General features: G+C 44.3%; 18 protein-coding genes and 1 pseudogene. 11 read left to right on the top strand and 8 right to left on the bottom strand.

The genetic code is table 11. The annotated features are described in order from the left end of the window. Positions 1–16 precede the first annotated feature (16 nt). Both recA and KI659_RS13240 read left to right on the top strand, forming a co-directional pair. Positions 17–1,051 carry a recombinase RecA gene (gene recA, locus KI659_RS13245; protein WP_213945835.1) on the top strand — a complete coding sequence of 345 codons (1,035 nt, stop codon included), beginning with the start codon at positions 17–19 and terminating at the stop codon, positions 1,049–1,051. 226 nt (positions 1,052–1,277) lie between these two features. Further along, positions 1,278–1,970, top strand: a complete 693-nt coding sequence (locus KI659_RS13240) for a PKD domain-containing protein (RefSeq protein WP_213945834.1) — start codon at positions 1,278–1,280, stop codon at positions 1,968–1,970. A gap of 103 nt (positions 1,971–2,073) precedes the next feature. Here the strand turns inward: KI659_RS13240 and KI659_RS13235 are convergent. The 4 genes and pseudogenes from KI659_RS13235 to KI659_RS13220 all read right to left on the bottom strand — a co-directional run. Next, positions 2,074–2,256: pseudogene (locus KI659_RS13235) on the bottom strand (type II toxin-antitoxin system RelE/ParE family toxin); the annotation flags it as partial. 38 nt (positions 2,257–2,294) lie between these two features. Further along, the gene (locus tag KI659_RS13230) at positions 2,295–2,528 is read right to left on the bottom strand and encodes a hypothetical protein (RefSeq protein WP_213945833.1); all 234 of its coding nucleotides are present in this window, start codon (positions 2,526–2,528) and stop codon (positions 2,295–2,297) included. A gap of 93 nt (positions 2,529–2,621) precedes the next feature. Further along, entirely contained in the window at positions 2,622–4,076 is a 1,455-nt protein-coding gene (locus tag KI659_RS13225) for an SLC13 family permease (protein WP_213945832.1), read from the bottom strand. Positions 4,077–4,087: 11 nt separating this feature from the next. Then, a complete protein-coding gene (locus KI659_RS13220) occupies positions 4,088–5,332 on the bottom strand; it encodes an ABC transporter permease (RefSeq protein ID WP_213945831.1) in 1,245 nt (414 codons plus the stop codon). Positions 5,333–5,459: 127 nt separating this feature from the next. On the opposite strand from KI659_RS13220, the gene queA reads away from it, so the two are divergent. From queA to KI659_RS13195, 5 genes are all read left to right on the top strand, one after another. Further along, positions 5,460–6,509 carry a tRNA preQ1(34) S-adenosylmethionine ribosyltransferase-isomerase QueA gene (queA, locus tag KI659_RS13215; protein ID WP_213945830.1) on the top strand — a complete coding sequence of 350 codons (1,050 nt, stop codon included), beginning with the start codon at positions 5,460–5,462 and terminating at the stop codon, positions 6,507–6,509. A 133-nt stretch (positions 6,510–6,642) separates the two neighbouring features. Continuing rightward, positions 6,643–7,332 (top strand): 2-C-methyl-D-erythritol 4-phosphate cytidylyltransferase, encoded by a 690-nt coding sequence (locus KI659_RS13210; RefSeq protein ID WP_213945829.1) that lies wholly within the window; start codon positions 6,643–6,645, stop codon positions 7,330–7,332. A 100-nt stretch (positions 7,333–7,432) separates the two neighbouring features. Further along, the gene (locus KI659_RS13205; protein WP_213945828.1) at positions 7,433–8,203 is read left to right on the top strand and encodes a LiaF transmembrane domain-containing protein; all 771 of its coding nucleotides are present in this window, start codon (positions 7,433–7,435) and stop codon (positions 8,201–8,203) included. After that, entirely contained in the window at positions 8,203–9,237 is a 1,035-nt protein-coding gene (locus KI659_RS13200) for a sensor histidine kinase (RefSeq protein ID WP_213945827.1), read from the top strand. Before KI659_RS13205 ends, KI659_RS13200 begins: the two co-directional genes overlap by 1 nt. Further along, positions 9,234–9,968: a LytR/AlgR family response regulator transcription factor gene (locus KI659_RS13195; protein WP_213945826.1), complete on the top strand. Its 735-nt coding sequence runs from the start codon at positions 9,234–9,236 to the stop codon at positions 9,966–9,968. Before KI659_RS13200 ends, KI659_RS13195 begins: the two co-directional genes overlap by 4 nt. Before the next feature lie 33 nt (positions 9,969–10,001). Here KI659_RS13195 and KI659_RS13190 read toward each other — a convergent pair whose 3' ends face one another. Beyond that, on the bottom strand, positions 10,002–10,223 hold the full coding sequence (locus KI659_RS13190) for a DUF2795 domain-containing protein (protein ID WP_010855875.1): 222 nt from the start codon (positions 10,221–10,223) through the stop codon (positions 10,002–10,004). 87 nt (positions 10,224–10,310) lie between these two features. Next, on the bottom strand, positions 10,311–11,549 hold the full coding sequence (locus KI659_RS13185; RefSeq protein ID WP_213945825.1) for a DUF349 domain-containing protein: 1,239 nt from the start codon (positions 11,547–11,549) through the stop codon (positions 10,311–10,313). A 145-nt stretch (positions 11,550–11,694) separates the two neighbouring features. Between KI659_RS13185 and ettA the strand changes: the two genes are divergently transcribed. After that, positions 11,695–13,374, top strand: a complete 1,680-nt coding sequence (gene ettA, locus KI659_RS13180; protein WP_213945824.1) for an energy-dependent translational throttle protein EttA — start codon at positions 11,695–11,697, stop codon at positions 13,372–13,374. Between the two features lie 386 nt (positions 13,375–13,760). Here the strand turns inward: ettA and KI659_RS13175 are convergent, their stop codons facing one another. Continuing rightward, the gene (locus tag KI659_RS13175; protein WP_213945823.1) at positions 13,761–13,928 is read right to left on the bottom strand and encodes a hypothetical protein; all 168 of its coding nucleotides are present in this window, start codon (positions 13,926–13,928) and stop codon (positions 13,761–13,763) included. 159 nt (positions 13,929–14,087) lie between these two features. Here KI659_RS13175 and KI659_RS13170 point away from each other — a divergent pair, with 159 nt between their 5' ends. Further along, positions 14,088–14,534 carry a hypothetical protein gene (locus KI659_RS13170; RefSeq protein WP_213945822.1) on the top strand — a complete coding sequence of 149 codons (447 nt, stop codon included), beginning with the start codon at positions 14,088–14,090 and terminating at the stop codon, positions 14,532–14,534. 6 nt (positions 14,535–14,540) lie between these two features. Here KI659_RS13170 and KI659_RS13165 read toward each other — a convergent pair whose 3' ends face one another. Further along, entirely contained in the window at positions 14,541–15,485 is a 945-nt protein-coding gene (locus KI659_RS13165) for a zinc dependent phospholipase C family protein (RefSeq protein ID WP_213945821.1), read from the bottom strand. 240 nt (positions 15,486–15,725) lie between these two features. Between KI659_RS13165 and rpsT the strand changes: the two genes are divergently transcribed. Together rpsT and radC are read left to right on the top strand one after the other, a co-directional pair. Beyond that, a complete protein-coding gene (gene rpsT / locus KI659_RS13160; protein ID WP_213945820.1) occupies positions 15,726–15,980 on the top strand; it encodes a 30S ribosomal protein S20 in 255 nt (84 codons plus the stop codon). A 122-nt stretch (positions 15,981–16,102) separates the two neighbouring features. Then, a complete protein-coding gene (gene radC / locus KI659_RS13155; RefSeq protein WP_213945819.1) occupies positions 16,103–16,798 on the top strand; it encodes a RadC family protein in 696 nt (231 codons plus the stop codon). Positions 16,799–16,803: the final 5 nt, after the last annotated feature.

The raw sequence follows: 16,803 nt of genomic DNA, 5'->3' as shown, positions 1-16,803 counted from the left end.
AACTACATTATCATATATGAGCGCAAACGCAGAAAAATTAAAAGCTCTCCAACTTACCATTGACAAGTTAGAAAAAACCTACGGCAAGGGTACGGTGATGAAACTTAGTGATAATCACGTACAAGATGTGCCTGCTATCTCTACCGGTTCCCTTGGCCTTGATATGGCGTTGGGTGTTGGGGGGATTCCTAGAGGTAGGATCATCGAGATCTATGGTCCGGAATCTTCCGGTAAAACGACCCTTTCCATGCACTGCATCGCTGAGGCGCAAAAGGCAGGCGGTCTGGCCGCATTTATCGATGCCGAACATGCTTTCGACAAGTCTTATGCCGAAAAGCTTGGAATCGATACTGAGAACCTCCTGATTTCCCAACCGGACAGTGGGGAACAGGCGTTGGAAATCGCCGAACACCTTATCAGGTCGGGTGCGATTGATATCATCGTGATCGATTCCGTGGCGGCTTTGGTGCCAAAAGGGGAATTGGAAGGTGAAATGGGAGACAGCAAGATGGGACTTCAGGCACGTTTGATGTCTCAAGCCCTAAGAAAGCTTACCGGTGCCATTCATAAAACCGGTTGTTCTTGTATCTTCATCAACCAGCTGAGAGAAAAGATCGGGGTGATGTTTGGTAATCCGGAGACGACTACCGGTGGTAATGCCTTGAAATTCTATGCCTCAGTAAGGTTGGATATCAGAAGAATCGGCCAGATCAAGGAAAGCGCTGACAACATCTTGGGTAACCGTACCAAGGTGAAGGTGGTGAAAAACAAAGTTGCGCCTCCGTTCAAAGTGGTGGAATTTGACATTATGTATGGAGAGGGTGTTTCCAAAGTAGGAGAGATCATCGATTTAGGGGTGGAGTTTGAAATCGTGAAGAAAGCCGGTTCTTGGTTCTCTTACGAAGGCACCAAGCTTGGCCAAGGCCGCGATGCGGTGAAAAACCTCTTGCTGGACAATCCTGACCTGATGGAAGAATTGGAAAGAAAGATTAAAGAAAAGGCTGGAATTCTGGCCGGAAAAGAAGATAAAGAGGCACCTGTAGAGGGCTGATTTTGATTTTTGCAATTGGGAAAAGGCACAGGGATAATCGGGAGACCGGTTGTTCTGTGCCTTTTTTTATTTACAACTACAAAGGAGGTGTTTATTGGGTAAAGCAGATATTGTTAGTTAATCCTTTTATTTTAGTTATTTTTTAGTAACTTCATTGGCTTAAAGTATTTTAGCATGCTTGGGAGATAAAGAATGCCCCCTGGTTTGGTCATTTAAATTTAAGCGCATGAAATTAAGACTACTTTTTACAACAGCCTTGGCAGCTGCAGTTTTCTCCTGTGATACAGGAGAAAATGTCCCTTCTTCACCTGCAGATTTTGAGTTTTCTCAAGAGATGTTCATGGTCAGACAAGAGGTTCAGTTTTCTGATGTTCCTTCAGGGGCAGCAAAATATGAGTGGAAGTTTGGTGAGGGAGGGGTCTCAGATGCCAGAACTCCACGCTTTTCTTTTAACAACCCCGGGGTGTATCCGGTAACCTTACAGGTGACTACTGCAGGTCCAGAAACCCATTCTGCAACCAAAGAAATTAGGATTGGCCAATACTATATTAATCAGTTGTCACTAGAAGGTGTGCAAAATGATTATGAAGTCAAAGATGGTCTGACAGAGCTCTACGTTGTTGTTTCCCGACGGATGGAAGATTTGGAGGAAGTAGACCGTGTAGATGGTCTCTCTGCTGACCTGAATAATCTCCCCGCTACATTCGATTTGGATGAAGTGATGTTTGATGCAGGGCCAGAGTATTCCGTATTAAGGGTATATGATGCTTCTGATGATTCACTCGTAGCCATACATGATCAATTTGAGGCCGCTTCGGCTTTTGGGGATGTGCAGCCCACTGGAGAATATGACCATGAGATAAGGTCTTCCAGCAGCCTAGGGTCCAGAATGGTGCTAAGGTATAATGAAGGGGAGTAATTGACATATCCACCATAAACCCACTTTACCAAGGTAAAAGTCATTAAACAAATAATCACCACAGTAATAAGGTTATGCAGTATTCCTACTCGGATCATGTATATCAGGGTAGAAGCTTAAAGATTTTTTCAAGTTCCTTATCAGAAATACTATTTTTTTGGGATTTGTCGAAAATTGAAGCTAGGTAAACTGTTTCCCGAGAGACTTTTAAATAAGTTATTATTCTTGCGCCTCCCGATTTACCTTTTCCTTTGGAATTGATGGCGAGTCTAATTTTATAGAAACCATTTCCAAGAGTAGTGCTTTGATCTGGCTTTTAAAACACTATAGCTCATCCAAAAGCTGTTTTGCTGACCGGGCTTTTAATTTACCTTCTTCTATAAGCTTTAATTCCTGAACAGCCTCTATTAGCTCTTCCAAGATTTGCGATTTGGAGGAGTCCTCAAGTTCTAAGGCTTCTAATTCTTTATATTTCTTTTTAAGTAATTTCCATTCCTTGATAGGAATGTAAACCCCGGTAGTCTCGCCCTCACTATCTTGAATTATCTGGAGTTTCATGTTTATATTTTTTGATATGTTTTACGATTCAGCTTTTTCAAGCTAAAAATTATTCATGTAAATATAACAAGAAAGTTGCTGACCTTGTTGCGGTTACCCTCCATAAACCCACTTTACCAAGGTAAAAGTCATTAAACAAATAATCACCACAGCAATAAGGTTGAGCAATATTCCTGCCCGGATCATGTCTCTCATTCTGATGAAACCGCTTGAAAACACAATGGCGTTTGGTGGGGTGGCGATAGGGAGCATAAAGGCAAAGCTGGCCGCTAGGGTAACCGGTATCACCAGCAGGTGCGGCGGAAGGTCCAGCCCCGAAGATATGCCTATCACCACTGGGATAAACAGGGTGGTCAGGGCAACATTGCTCATCAATTCAGTCAAAAACAGGGAAAGTAAAGTGAGTCCAATTACCAATACCCAAAGGTTTAATTTGTCAAAGCTGCTGACCCAAGTGCCCACCTGTTCCACCAGCCCAGAAGACTCCATGGCTTTGGCCAAGGATAGCCCCCCTCCAAAAAGCAATAAAATGCCCCATGGCAGTTTATCCATTTGCTTCCAAGTGATGAGTTTTTGGGCTCCATCCCCGTCAGCGGGAACCATAAACATCAAAAGCCCCCCTATTAAAGCGATGTTGGTGTCATTTAAAAAGGTAATGCCCAAATGTTGGTTAAGGATGCCTCGAAAAATCCAGGCAGAAGCAGTAAGCAGTACGATGAGGCTTACCCTTTTTTCGGCCTTTCTCATCGGCCCGAGATCCTGAAGTTGCTTGCTGATCATTTCACTGGAGCCCGCTAGGCTGGCTATGCGGTTAGGGAAAAGAAGATAATTCATCAAGATGAACATGATGGCCAGCATCACCACCCCAAGAGGTACTCCAATCAATAGCCATTGGTTGAACCCCATTTCCACCTGCAGAAATTGGCGCATCATCCCAACCATCACCACGTTGGGCGGAGTGCCGATGATGGTCATCACGCCGCCAATGTTAGCAGCGTAAGCGATGCCGAGTAGTAGGCTGAGGCAAAAGTTCTTAAACCCCTTATCTTCCATGATGAAAGGATTTTGGCTTTTCATAAGCTGAATGATGGAAAGGGCTACCGGCAGCATCATCACCGCCGTGGCGGTATTGCTGATCCACATACTCAATATGAAAGTGGCAAGGTAGAAACCTAGGATTATGCCATTGGGCCTAGTGCCTGTAAGGCTAATAAGCTTCAAGGCAATTCGCTTGTGGAGCTGGTTGTGCTCCATGGCCAAGGCAATGATAAAGCCACCCATAAAAAGGAAAATAACCGGGTCGGCATAGGGCACCGCCGCACTGGCAATGTTAAAAATGCCTATGGCTGGGAAAAGGATTATGGGCAGGAGTGAGGTTGCCGGTATGGGTACCGCTTCGGTAATCCACCAGCTCACCATCCAGGCAGCCACTCCGAGCACCCGGAGCATATCTGGCTCCTGTACCTGTAGGCTGAAAGCATAGAAAAGCAGAAATAGGGCAGGTCCCAGAAGGAGCAGGGCGGTTCTTGTGATTCTCGTCCGATCCATTCGATCTTGCCTTAAGCTGACCGTATTGCCTCTACGGGGTCAAGCTGCGCCGCCAATGTGGCTGGTACAATTCCCGATACAATTCCGATTGCCGAGGAAAGCCCCACCCCGAGCATGATGTTTTTGAATGACATGGTTACCTCCAAGCTTCCCAGCGGCACAAAGGTGAACAGGAACACTATTAATATTCCAGCAAGCCCTCCAAATAGGCTAAGGAAAGTGGCTTCAAATAAGAACTGTAGAAGTATAAAGTAATTTTTTGCTCCAAGGGATTTTTGGATTCCGATGATATTGGTTCTCTCCTTTACAGATACAAACATGATGTTGGCAATACCAAAGCCGCCTACCAAAATAGAAAAGCCTCCGATAACCCATCCTGCGATTCCGATGACGTCAAAGATAGATCCAATGGCATTTTGGATAAATTCCGATTTATTAAGGGCAAAATTGTCTTCTTGAGTGGGTTTGAGGCCCCTTTTACTTCTCATCAAGCCGCTCATCTCATTTTCCAAGGCGATCAGTCCTATATCATCATCCCGCCCCTTGGCGGCAATAGTAGGCTCAATACCAAACTGGCCCACATTATATAATTTGGTAAATGCCCCAAATGGAACCAGGATGGCTTCGTCCTTGGAGGGCATATCAAATAGGCCTTCCCCTTCTTCTTTGAAGAGGCCCACTATGACGAACTTGTTCCCTTTGATTTTGAGTTCCTTGCCAAGGGCTTCCTGTCCAGGAAATAGGGCTCTGGCGATTTTGACCCCAACCAAAGCTACATTTCTGGCCGAATTGATTTCCAACTCGGTAAAGAAGCGGCCGTTTTCCACGGGGACTTCATATACATCTTTGTAGTCAAATACTACACCTTCCAGGTTGGCGCCCTGGTAAGAATTGCTGGCCGCCTTTATGGTTGCACTTGTGGAGGCGGAGATGGTCACGCCATCCGCATTTCTCAAGCGCTGCTTTAGGAATTGGTATTCCTGAAAGTTGGCCGTTGGGCGTTGGAAATATTTCCACCAGGGATATTCCCCTCCGCCTCCGAAGGGAAAACGGTCCACCCGGATTACATTGGTGCCAAGGAACGAAAAACTGGATTTAATGTTTTTCTCTAATGAGTCTACCAGTGTGAAAACTGCAATGATTGCAAAAATGCCTATGGTTACCCCCAATAGGGACAAAACCGTACGGGTTAGATTGGACTTCAGGGCTTGGATCGCAAACCTGAAACTCTCCCATATAAGTTTGATTATTATCACCTTAAATTACTTTACTTGAAAAACTATTTGCCAAGATAAGTAGAAATGGGCATAAATCTTATTATATTTGCAGTTTTTACGGCAATTGTGCTCTAAAGAAAAATCACGAAAACATTCAATCCTATATATGAAATTATCAGATTTCAAATTCGACGTTCCGAAGAAGCTAATATCCTTATATCCTACCGAAAACCGAGACGAGTGCAGACTAATGGTAGTCCACAGAAAGACCGGTGAAATCGAACATAAGCTGTTTAAAGATATAATTGATTATTTTGAAGAAGGGGACGTATTTGTAACTAATAATACGAAAGTTTTCCCAGCCAGATTGTATGGTAACAAAGAAAAAACCGGTGCCAAAATCGAGGTTTTTCTTTTAAGAGAACTTAATCAGGAATTGAGGTTATGGGATGTGTTGGTGGATCCTGCAAGGAAAATAAGAGTGGGCAACAAGCTTTATTTCGGGGACAGTGATCTTGTCGCTGAAGTAATCGACAATACCACTTCTAGAGGTAGAACAATCCGTTTCCTTTTTGACGGAACCGATGAGGAGTTCTACAAGGCAATTGATGAACTTGGTGAGACACCGATTTTGAAGGATCATATTGAGCGTGCGGTGGAGCCAGAGGATAGAGAGCGTTATCAGACGATCTATGCCCAGCATGTGGGTGCGGTAGCAGCCCCTACTGCAGGAATGCATTTTACCCATCACTTGTTGAAGAAACTTGAAATCAAAGGCGTTGAGGTAAGCCCGATCACGCTCCATATCGGTTTGGGGACTTTCAGGTCTGTGGATGTGGAGGATCTTACCAAACATAAAATGGACTCGGAAAACTATGATATTCCCGAGCAAACTGTTGAGTTGGTTAACAAGGCTTTGGACAGCAAAAAAAGAGTTGTTTCAATTGGAACCACATCCTTGAAAACTGTTGAGTCATCTGTGACTGCCAACGGAAGGTTGAAGAAAAGCTCGGGATGGACGGATAAGTTTATCATTCCTCCTTATGAATTCAAAATTGCAAATGCATTGGTGACCAATTTCCATCTACCTGAGTCTACGCTTTTGATGACAACTGCGGCATTTGGTGGTTATGATTTGATCATGAAAGCCTATCAGGAAGCTATCAAGGAGAAGTATAAGTTCTTCTCTTATGGTGATGCGATGTTGATTTTGTAAGGATGTTCGATGGCCGATGTCCGATGTCGGATGTTAATGAATATGGAAAGAGCTCTTAGGGGCTCTTTCTTTTTTTAGGGTGAGGGCGAGATAAAAGGGTAGACTTCCCTTATATTATTTCTATTTTTAGACCATGAAAAGATTTGCCGTAATTGTGGCGGGAGGGAGTGGTACCCGTATGGGCGCACCAGTAGCCAAACAATATCTGTCTATAGGAGGAATGCCTATTCTAATGCATACTTTGCGGAAGTTTCAAGTGGCCGACCCGAATATCAAGCTTGTTTTGGTTTTGCCTCAAAGTGATCATGGTTTTTGGAAAAAGATCTGTGAGGAACATAGCTTTTCAATTCCCCATTCCTTGGTGGCGGGCGGAAGTAGCAGGTTCCTGTCTGTGAAAAACGGCCTTGATGCTATTGGTGAGAAGGAAGGATTGGTGGCCATCCATGATGGGGTGAGGCCATTTGTAAGCAAAGAGATTATTGAAGCTAGTTTTGAAATGGCCGCTTCACGGGGGAGTGGTATAGTGGTTGTGCCATTAAAGGATTCCATTAGGAAAGTGGATGCCAATGGCGCCTCAAAATTCGAAAAGCGGGACCAGTTCCGCCTGGTTCAAACTCCCCAAACTTTTCAACTGGCCAAAATTAAAGTGGCGTTCGAAGTGGAGGAGTCTTCTGATTTCACCGATGATGCCACTGTGTACGAACATCAGGGTTGGCAGGTGGCTTTGGTGGAAGGGGATCCATCCAACATAAAAATTACCACTCCCGAAGATATGGATTTTGCAGAGTTTCTTTTGAGCAGGTCAAAACCATTTACCGAATAATTACCACCGTTTACCGATTTTGGCTACGCATTGGCGGCTGGGCTGTAGGGTGTGATAGGCTTCTTCTGTAATTTTGATCCATAATCTTAAGCCAAAAACTATGAAAAGGACAAATAGAAGTAACAGCAACCTGACCCTGGGCATGATATTTTTAATTATCGGGCTGGTTTTGCTTTTGAAAACGATGGGATTCCTCTTTCCATCCTGGCTACTTACCTGGCCGATGATCCTAATTGTGATCGGGGTGATCAACCTTGTAAGACATGAACTGCAAAGCTGGTTTGGTTTTGCCATGGTGCTTCTCGGAGGCTTTTTCCTTATCAAAAGAGAAGTGGGGATACCCGTCGAGGTAGAGCCCTACATTTTACCGGCGGTATTTATTCTTTTGGGCTTCTTTTTTATCCTCAACCAAAGCAGAAGGGGTTCATTACCATTGTATGATTTTGAAAACTTTGGAAAAACAAAAAATGCGGGTTTTGAAGAAGCTACTTATGCCAAACCACAGCCTGATAATATAAGCGGTAGAACCATGGACGATTACATCAATGCCCAGGCGCTGTTTTCAGGAGTGGAGAAAAGATGCTTCACCAAAAACTTCCAAGGCGGTAAGATTTCGGCCATTTTCGGTGGGGTGGACATCGATTTTTCCAACGCTGATCTGGAAGGGGAGGCCGTGATGAATGTGGAGATAGCTTTTGGAGGGGTAAAGTTGATTATTCCCCCTCATTGGGATGTGGATATCAATGTAAGTAATATCGCGGCTGGGATTGAAGACAAGCGCTCATTTCCACACACCAAGCCTGACCCGACCAAGGTGCTTCGGATCAACGGATCCATGATTTTCGGAGGGTTAGAACTTAGGTCCTTCTGATGATGATGCGACTGATGCCAAAAGACTGGGGTGGGTGGTTGACCTTCTCCGGTTTTTTGATTTTAACATGGGCCGGGTTGGCCTATCTACTCCAATTTTATGGGTTGGACTGGAAGTTTGCCATCTATGATGTGCTTTTGCACTTGGCCCTTTTGGCTGTTTCTACTATCGTGTTAGAAAATATTTTCAGGTTTTACCGCCCCCAGCAAGGCAACAAATGGCTGGTCGTTGTCATCCCATTGGTTTTAGGAGTTGTGGGGCTGTTTTTTGGGACTTGGGTTTTGAAGTGGGTTTTTCAAAATGAAGACGCCCGGCAGTTTTGGGAGTTTATTCTTCCAGTGAGGGGCTTGGTAATGCTTGTAGTTTTGATTTTTGTCAGCAGGATGTTGATCATGGGCGGGCGAATAATGGAGCAGCAGGCCCTACAAGAACATGAAACTTGGCTGGAGAAAACCGCCAAGGAAGCTGAACTGTATCATTTGCGCCAGCAACTCCAGCCCCATTTTCTTTTCAACAGCCTCAACTCCATCAATGCCATGCTGAAATCCCAACCGGAAAAGGCCAGGGCAATGATTCTGCAGTTATCTGATTTTTTAAGACAGACTGTCAAAAAAGACCACAAGCTATGGGGAACGATAGAGGAGGAAATGGCCTACTTGCAGCAGTATTTGGAAATTGAGAAAGTGAGGTTTGGCCACCGCCTGAGCGTACAAGTAAAAGTGGACCCGGCAGCCAAGGATACCCAGTTGCCACAATTGCTGGTGCAACCCCTGATCGAAAACGCCGTCAAACATGGGCTGTATGGGATGGTGGAGGAAGTAGCTATTGAGGTGACCGCCAACAGGGAAGGTCATTATTTGGCTATTTCTGTCTCCAATCCTTTTGATTCCTCTCAAAAGAATGGGAAAGGTACAGGATTCGGTCTCGAAGGCTTGAAAAGAAGGATGTTTTTGATTTTTGGGAGGCACGACCTATTGCAAACGCAAATCGCTGGAGATAACTTTATTGTTACATTGAAAATACCCCAACCATGAAGGTAATAATTGTCGATGATGAGCCCTTGGCCATTTCACTGATGAAGGAATATCTGGAGGCATTTCCGGAAATTGAAGTTATCCAGACCTGCCAAAATGGTTTTGAAGCTTTGAAAGCCATTCAGGAAAGTAAACCAGATCTGGTTTTTTTGGATATTCAGATGCCCAAAATCACTGGACTGGAAATGTTGGAGCTTTTGGACAACCCTCCGGCTATAGTCTTTACGACCGCTTTCGATGAATATGCCGTGAAGGCATTTGAGGTGAATGCGGTGGATTATCTTTTGAAGCCATTTTCGCAGGACAGGCTTGCCGTGGCCATTGAAAAGGCAAAGGCAAAAATGGGGAATGGGACTAAAGGACAGGAGCTAAAAGAGCTAGTGGACCAGTCTTTTGAGGAGAAAATATCCAGAATTGTGGTCAAAACCGGCAGCCATATCAAAGTCATCCCAATTGGGGAGGTGCAGTATGTGGAGGCTTCTGATGATTATATCTGCATCCATACGGCTGAAGGCCAGTTTATGAAAACCCAAACGTTGAAGTCCCTGGAAAAACGGCTGGATGAAAAGCAGTTTGTCAGAACCCACCGTTCCTTTCTGGTAAATGTACAGGAAGTCACCAAGCTGGAGCAGTATGAGAAAGAGGGGTATTTGGTGATATTAAAAAGTGGCGCCAAGATCCCGGTCAGCAAAAGTGGTTACACCAGATTGAGGTTAGTGTTGGGGGGATGAAAAAAACTGTCCCGGGAGTCCAGGACAGTTTGCTTAATATTCGTCTTCGTTGAAGAAGAAGTCATCTTTGGTAGGATAATCAGGCCAGATTTCCTCAATATTTTCATAAGGCTCACCGTCGTCTTCAAGCTCTTGAAGATTTTCCACTACTTCAAGAGGAGCGCCAGAGCGGATCGCGAAGTCAATCAATTCATCTTTGGTAGCCGGCCATGGAGCATCTTCCAAATAAGACGCTAATTCTAATGTCCAATACATAGTCTTAATAATTTAATGTTGTCCGCCTTAACGGATTGCAAAAATATAAATTCTTTTAAGATTTTAAACTTTAACGGATAAATAGTTTTAAAGGTCTCTAAGGATATAGTTTTTCACGTCCACCTTGCGCTTGTAAGAGGCGATTTTGCGCTGCAACATCACATCAAACTTATCCTCAGAAGTGCGGAAATTCTCCGAATTTCCCTTGATGGTGTCAAGCTCACGCTGGTCCCTGCTGATCAAGTCTTTCAAGAGGTGACTTTTGAGTCTGTTTTGTTCAGCTAGGTCCTTGCCTTCAAAATTATCGTGCTTGGAGCGGATAAGCCTTTCCAGAAATGCCTTTTCAAATACCACGTCTGCAAAAAAGACGAAGCTTTTGGCGGATTGTTGCGCATCCCTAGGTTTTTTTATGGGTAGTTTTTTCCAGTCGGCTTGAAGCTGCTTTGCCGCTTCCAGGTTTTCTTTGCTGGTTGGGGCCTTGGCAAGTTTTTTCATTGCACTAGCCATGGTATCTACCTTTTGGATGACCTCCCTAGGCGGCATATAGGACTCGGCTTGCGCTACCCTTTTGTATTTGCTGAAAATACGGTTGTTCAATTTTGAAAACTCATCCCATAGGGGTTGGCGTTTTTCTGCAGGTACTTTTCCGGCAGCCTTCCACTCTTTTTGGATGCGTTTGCTTATTTCAAATGCCTGCTTCACATCCCGAAGCTCAAAAGCTTCCCGGGCCTGGTTGAGCAGGGCTTCGTAATCCTTGATGTTTTCCTCCGCCTGAAGCGCCAACCCGTCAAAGTAGTCCTTTCTGTTGGCAAAGAAATGCTCAACAGCTTCATTAAACTCACTTTCAATCTCCTCTTCGTGCTCTTTGGCAACGGGGCCGGTTTTGATCCAGCGCAGTTTCAGGTTTTTAAAAGCCTCAGTGGTTTCCTTCCAATCGGTATTGTTTTTCATGGCTTCAGCCTCAAGAATCAATCCTTTTTTGATTTCAAGGTTTCTGGCACGGTTTGACTGGATGATTTCCTCCAGGTAAACTTCCAATTGGTTGAGTTCTTCGATTAGGGGAACAAAATTGCCTAATGCGTCATATTGCATGAGCGCATCTCTCAGGTGGATGAGTTTCATCAGGAAGGAACCTTTGTTTTGGTTCTCTTCAATATCCTTTTTAAGATTGGCGACCTTTTCTTTGACAAGTTCAAAGCGGTCCTCAAAATATTTGATAGTGGAGGCCTCGTCTTCTTTCACCTCGCCGATGATCCTATCTTCCTGATTTAAAAAGCCCTTAAGGTAGACTTTGCCGTCTTTTATGTATCCGTATGGATGCTCCATTGTGATCTAATAGGTTGGTGGTTAGTTTTAACTCCAAAGGTGGATTTCCTGCAAATTAATTAATTCAAAAGCATTTATCCTAAGAAAGCGCTATTTTTGCCATCTTTGTTAGAATTAATTGAAACATAAGATAAAAATAAATTCTATGAGTTCAGAAAAAATCATCTTTTCAATGGCCGGGGTATCCAAGATTTACCCCCCTCAAAAAAGAGTTCTAAAAGATATATACCTGTCTTTCTTCTACGGCGCCAAAATTGGTGTGCTGGGTCTGAATGGATCGGGTAAAAGCTCCCTGTTGCGTATCATTGCGGGTACGGATAAGGAGTTTCAGGGTGAGGTGGTGTGGTCACAGGGCTATTCCGTGGGCATGCTTGAGCAGGAACCCCAGCTTGATCCTGACAAAACCGTCAAAGAAATAGTGGAAGAGGCTGTTTCTGAAACAGTTAATCTTCTGAAGGAATTTGAGGCCATCAACGAAAAATTCATGGATCCGGCCGTGCTTGAGGACGCAGATGCGATGGAAAAGCTGATAGAGCAGCAGGGAGAAGTGCAGCAAAAACTGGATGCCGCCAATGCTTGGGAACTGGATGTGATGTTGGATAAGGCCATGGATGCCTTGAGGCTTCCCCCAAGTGATGCGATCGTAAAGAACCTTTCCGGTGGTGAAAAAAGAAGAGTGGCCCTTTGCCGACTCTTGCTTCAGGAACCCGATGTCCTATTGCTGGATGAGCCTACCAACCACTTGGATGCTGAATCAGTGCACTGGTTGGAGCAACATTTGAAAAATTATAAGGGAACTGTGATTGCAGTAACCCACGATAGATATTTCCTTGACAACGTTGCCGGTTGGATTTTGGAGCTGGATAGGGGTGAGGGTATTCCTTGGAAAGGCAACTACTCAAGCTGGCTTGACCAAAAGCAACAGCGCTTGAAGCAAGAGGAAAAAACCGAATCCAAGCGCCAAAAGACGCTAGAAAGGGAATTGGAGTGGATCAGGATGTCGCCTAAAGCCAAGCAGTCCAAAGGTAAGGCTCGTTTGAATGCCTATGACAAACTTGTTGGAGAGGAAGCAAAGGAAAGAGAAGCGAAGCTAGAGCTTTACATCCCGCCAGGGCCGCGTTTGGGATCCAAGGTAATCGAGGTGAACAACGTTTCTAAAGCCTATGGGGACAAGTTGCTGTTTGATGATTTGTCTTTCAACCTGCCTCAAGGGGGTATTGTGGGGGTTATCGGACCAAACGGTGCGGGTAAATCCACTTTGTTTAAACTGATCACGGGTCAGGAAAAACCTGATGCTGGTCATTTTGAGGTTGGAGAAACGGTGCAATTAGCCTATGTGGATCAGGAGCACGACACCTTGGATCCAAATAAAACTGTTTACCAGCTTATTTCTGATGGTAATGAGTTTGTGAAGTTGGGTAACAAGGAGATGAATGCAAGGGCTTATGTAAGTAAGTTCAACTTTGGTGGAGGAGATCAAGAAAAGAAAGTAGGCGTACTTTCCGGAGGGGAAAGGAACCGCGTGCATTTGGCGATGACCTTGAAAGAAGGTGGCAACCTGCTTCTTTTGGATGAACCTACCAATGATCTTGACGTGAACACCCTGAGGGCACTGGAAGAGGCGCTGGAAAATTTCGGTGGCTGTGCGGTGGTCATCTCTCACGACAGGTGGTTCCTGGATAGGGTCTGTACACACATCCTTGCTTTTGAAGGTGATTCCCAAGTGTATTGGTTTGAGGGTAACTTCTCGGATTATGAGGAGAACAAAAAGAAGCGCCTAGGTGATGTGACGCCGAAAAGAATCAGGTATAAAAATCTGAAGTAGAGAAGACGGGAGACCGAAGATCGAAAAGTAAGAAAATGGCCACAAAGGCCACAAAGTTTTCACGAAGTCTCACAAAGGCCACTTCGCGGAGAAAAGTTAAAGGTTATAAATTGATCCATTTAAGTTATGACGTAACATGATTTAAATGTTATCCCACCCTCAATTCTTGGAGTTGGGGGTGGTTTGTTTTATGAGCAAAAATTATGAGTGATAGATTGAGCAAGAATTTTATGCGTGGGGTCAGCATGTTGATCTGGTTATATTTGATTAATAAATACTGGTGGGAAATTGAGTTACCTAGATTTGTGTTGCCAGTATTAATAGGTTTGGCGGTCGCTTCTTGTTTTAACAGAATGTATATTGGCCGTAGAGAAATGAAGAAGAAGTTATCCAATAAAGTTTAAAGCGATGGGCTCCAAAAAACTCATTTCCTTTTTGATGTATTTCTTTTCCGTGCTGATTTGGCTGGTGTTGCTGAACAAAATTTTTGGGGTGGTAAGCCTGCCGGATTTTCTCTTGCCATTGGGTATTATCATTGGCGTTATTCTTTTCATAATTAAAGCCATGATGGTTCGAAAAGAAATGAATGAATAGTAATATCCGTAGTTTTTTCTTTTTTATTTCCAGAGGAAAATTTGTAAATTTTAGGGTTGAGAAAAAAGGGATTTCGGACTTTTTGCTCCACAATGCTTTTTACCCTAAAGTTATTTTTTATGAAAACTTATTTTCTTCCAATTGCCCTGCTTACCCTAATTCTTGGTTCCTGCTCCTTAGGTGAACCTAAATGCGATGAGGTTTTTGTGACCACCGTCCCGCTGGACTACCTGAGGCGCAGTTGTGATCTGGCTGGAGTGGATAAGAATGCCGATGAGGTCGTGGTGGCGATCCGCAACCAGGCCGATCTTAACCGCCACATCCAATGCGAAAGCCTCCGGATCAACATCAATTTTGAGGAGAGCTTTCTGATTGCCGGGAAAATCAGGTCCTACGACTGTGGGTACTTGGCTGAGCAAAACACAGTGCTGGACTGTGGCAGGCTGGTTCACAAAGTTCTGGTTCAGTCAGAAGACTGCCAGGCAATAACTGAAGTCCCCTTTTTGGTAGTCATTCCTAGGTCCTTGGTCGATTATGAAGTGAGCCTGGAGGTGGATTACCTTTAAACACTATCAACTTTCATGTTCACGTGTTTTTATGGCCTTTTGGGAGGGGTTTTCTTCTGGAAGTTCAGGAACGGGTTGAGTCATTCCATCCAGGTCCGGCTGACCTGCATCAATCCAGGCCGTGTACCAAAAGTCCGCAATCATCTTAATAGACCTTTTCATGTGTCTTTCCACCTGTCCGTCCAGCATGTCATGGTAGGCTTTGGTGAATTCTTTGGAATACACCCTTGTGGATATGCCGCCTCGATCCTCGTAACTGTATTTTTTGTGTGAGGGGAATTTACGGGTCAGTTCTTTTTCAAATCTCAAAACACTGTCCAGCGCCTCGTGGGCATAGATGACGGCCTGCCAGGCGGTCAGTTGGGGTTGGGGAAGGTATTCGGCTTTGCCAATGAACAGATCATAGTCATCCGAAAGGAGTTCTGGAATCCGGCTTTCCCAAAAAGCATGGATGCCCACCTGGTCGGTGAGTTGGCCATTATAGTTTTTGGTGGTATGGAGGGGCACGTTGATGTCGGCAATATAATGGCCTAAGTCAGCGGCAATGCGGAGGATGGCTGCCTTGTTTTTGGCTCGGAAGGCTTCGGTCAGTTGAAGCTTGACCCGGTAAGCATTCCAAGGCCCAATACCGTATTTTCTCAAGGAATCCTCAGTAAATGTTTCCACGGCTTGCTGCCAGTGACGGGGGAGTTTGTAAACCGCGCTGTCCCCAAAGGCGTCCGCATCGATAAAGTGCTTTTCGGCCTCTCCGATCACCGCATATCGCCTCCTGTCGGGGTTAACGGCATTTTCGGTGATAAACTGGATATTGGCCTTGAAAAAGCCGATCATTTCCGGAGGCAGGGAAAAGACTGCCAGGCGGTTGATTCTTTTATGGGCAAAAAATCCCCATGCGCCCGATTGCTGCAGGCTGATCAGGAGAAAAATCAAAAGGAAGAAGGTTTTTTTCATCAAAAAGTTGAGGCTAAAAAGTTAACGCTATTAAAAATACCTAGAATAAAGCAGATTTAAAAGGTTTTATTCCGTACATTTGCATCCGTTACGACGGGTAAATATTTATAACTCCATGATTTCAAATTAATACGAGGTATTAGTTTTTGAAATCCTTTTGTATTTAAAAATTAATCAGTTAAATTTGCACTCCGATTACACATAGGGACTGTAAACAAGAAATAAGTAATAATATAAGATATGGCAAATCACAAATCCGCTCTTAAAAGAATTCGTGCCAACGAAGCTAAGCGATTGAGAAACAGATACCAGGCCAAGACGACAAGAACGTTTATCAAAAGGCTAAAAAGCACTACTGATAAGGCTGAGGCGCAAGAACTTTTCCAGAAGGTTTCTGGTATGATTGACAAATTGGCTAAGAAGAACATTATTCACAGAAATAATGCTTCCAACAAGAAGTCTAAATTGGCTAAGTTTGTAAACAGCATTGCCTAAGATATTGAAAGCAATTCGCTTTTGAAGAAAGCTCCATGAAAATGGGGCTTTTTTTTGTGCCCAATAATTTTTATTTTCATGGACTTTTCGATTTGCAAACAAGAACATTTTTCGAAATATCCATGGAACAATACTCCTCTATCAAGATTTCCGCGCTAGCGGAAGACGAACGGCCCCGTGAAAAATTATTGCTAAAGGGCAGAGCTGCACTTTCTGACGCTGAACTGATTGCCATCCTAATTGGGTCTGGAACCCGTTTTATGAGCGCAGTAGATCTTTCCAGGGTCATTCTGTCCAATGTCGACAATGACTTAGCACGATTGGCTAGGATGAGCATCAAGGATCTTCAGAAGTTTAAAGGAATAGGAGAGGCCAAGGCGATCAGCATTGTGAGCGCCATGGAGCTGGGGCGGAGGAGAAAACAGCTGGAGCAGGGCAAGAGACCCAAGATTCATTCTTCTGCAGATGTATATGAGTTGCTGAAGCCCGACCTGCAGGATGAGCCCATTGAGCATTTTTACATATTGCTGCTCAACCGGGCAAATGCGGTTATAGGTAAGCATAAGATTAGCCACGGAGGGACTAGCGCCACTATCGCCGATCCCAAGGTGATTTTTAAGTTGGCATTGGAGCACATGGCCAATTCCATCATCCTCATCCATAACCACCCTTCCGGAAGCCTCAAGCCTTCCCAAACCGATGTCAACCTGACCAAGAAACTAGTCGCGGTGGGCAAAAATTTAGAATTAAACATTATGGATCACGTTATTTTCACTGATGTTGGTTATTTTAGCTTTGCAGATGAAGCAATGCTCTGAATAGT

It is taken from the genome of Litoribacter ruber, assembly GCF_018449405.1.
Lineage (GTDB): Bacteria > Bacteroidota > Bacteroidia > Cytophagales > Cyclobacteriaceae > Litoribacter > Litoribacter ruber.
Note: the sequence above shows the minus strand (reverse complement) of the source record. Positions and strands in the feature narration are given on the sequence as shown.

Coding starts and splice junctions, on each gene's coding strand:
- recA (WP_213945835.1), top strand. CDS start 17: ATGAGCGCAAACGCAGAAAAATTAAAAGCTCTCCAACTTACCATTGAC.
- KI659_RS13240 (WP_213945834.1), top strand. CDS start 1,278: ATGAAATTAAGACTACTTTTTACAACAGCCTTGGCAGCTGCAGTTTTC.
- KI659_RS13230 (WP_213945833.1), bottom strand. CDS start 2,528: ATGAAACTCCAGATAATTCAAGATAGTGAGGGCGAGACTACCGGGGTT.
- KI659_RS13225 (WP_213945832.1), bottom strand. CDS start 4,076: ATGGATCGGACGAGAATCACAAGAACCGCCCTGCTCCTTCTGGGACCT.
- queA (WP_213945830.1), top strand. CDS start 5,460: ATGAAATTATCAGATTTCAAATTCGACGTTCCGAAGAAGCTAATATCC.
- KI659_RS13210 (WP_213945829.1), top strand. CDS start 6,643: ATGAAAAGATTTGCCGTAATTGTGGCGGGAGGGAGTGGTACCCGTATG.
- KI659_RS13205 (WP_213945828.1), top strand. CDS start 7,433: ATGAAAAGGACAAATAGAAGTAACAGCAACCTGACCCTGGGCATGATA.
- KI659_RS13200 (WP_213945827.1), top strand. CDS start 8,203: ATGATGATGCGACTGATGCCAAAAGACTGGGGTGGGTGGTTGACCTTC.
- KI659_RS13195 (WP_213945826.1), top strand. CDS start 9,234: ATGAAGGTAATAATTGTCGATGATGAGCCCTTGGCCATTTCACTGATG.
- KI659_RS13190 (WP_010855875.1), bottom strand. CDS start 10,223: ATGTATTGGACATTAGAATTAGCGTCTTATTTGGAAGATGCTCCATGG.
- KI659_RS13185 (WP_213945825.1), bottom strand. CDS start 11,549: ATGGAGCATCCATACGGATACATAAAAGACGGCAAAGTCTACCTTAAG.
- ettA (WP_213945824.1), top strand. CDS start 11,695: ATGAGTTCAGAAAAAATCATCTTTTCAATGGCCGGGGTATCCAAGATT.
- KI659_RS13175 (WP_213945823.1), bottom strand. CDS start 13,928: ATGAAAAGAATAACGCCAATGATAATACCCAATGGCAAGAGAAAATCC.
- KI659_RS13170 (WP_213945822.1), top strand. CDS start 14,088: ATGAAAACTTATTTTCTTCCAATTGCCCTGCTTACCCTAATTCTTGGT.
- KI659_RS13165 (WP_213945821.1), bottom strand. CDS start 15,485: ATGAAAAAAACCTTCTTCCTTTTGATTTTTCTCCTGATCAGCCTGCAG.
- rpsT (WP_213945820.1), top strand. CDS start 15,726: ATGGCAAATCACAAATCCGCTCTTAAAAGAATTCGTGCCAACGAAGCT.
- radC (WP_213945819.1), top strand. CDS start 16,103: ATGGAACAATACTCCTCTATCAAGATTTCCGCGCTAGCGGAAGACGAA.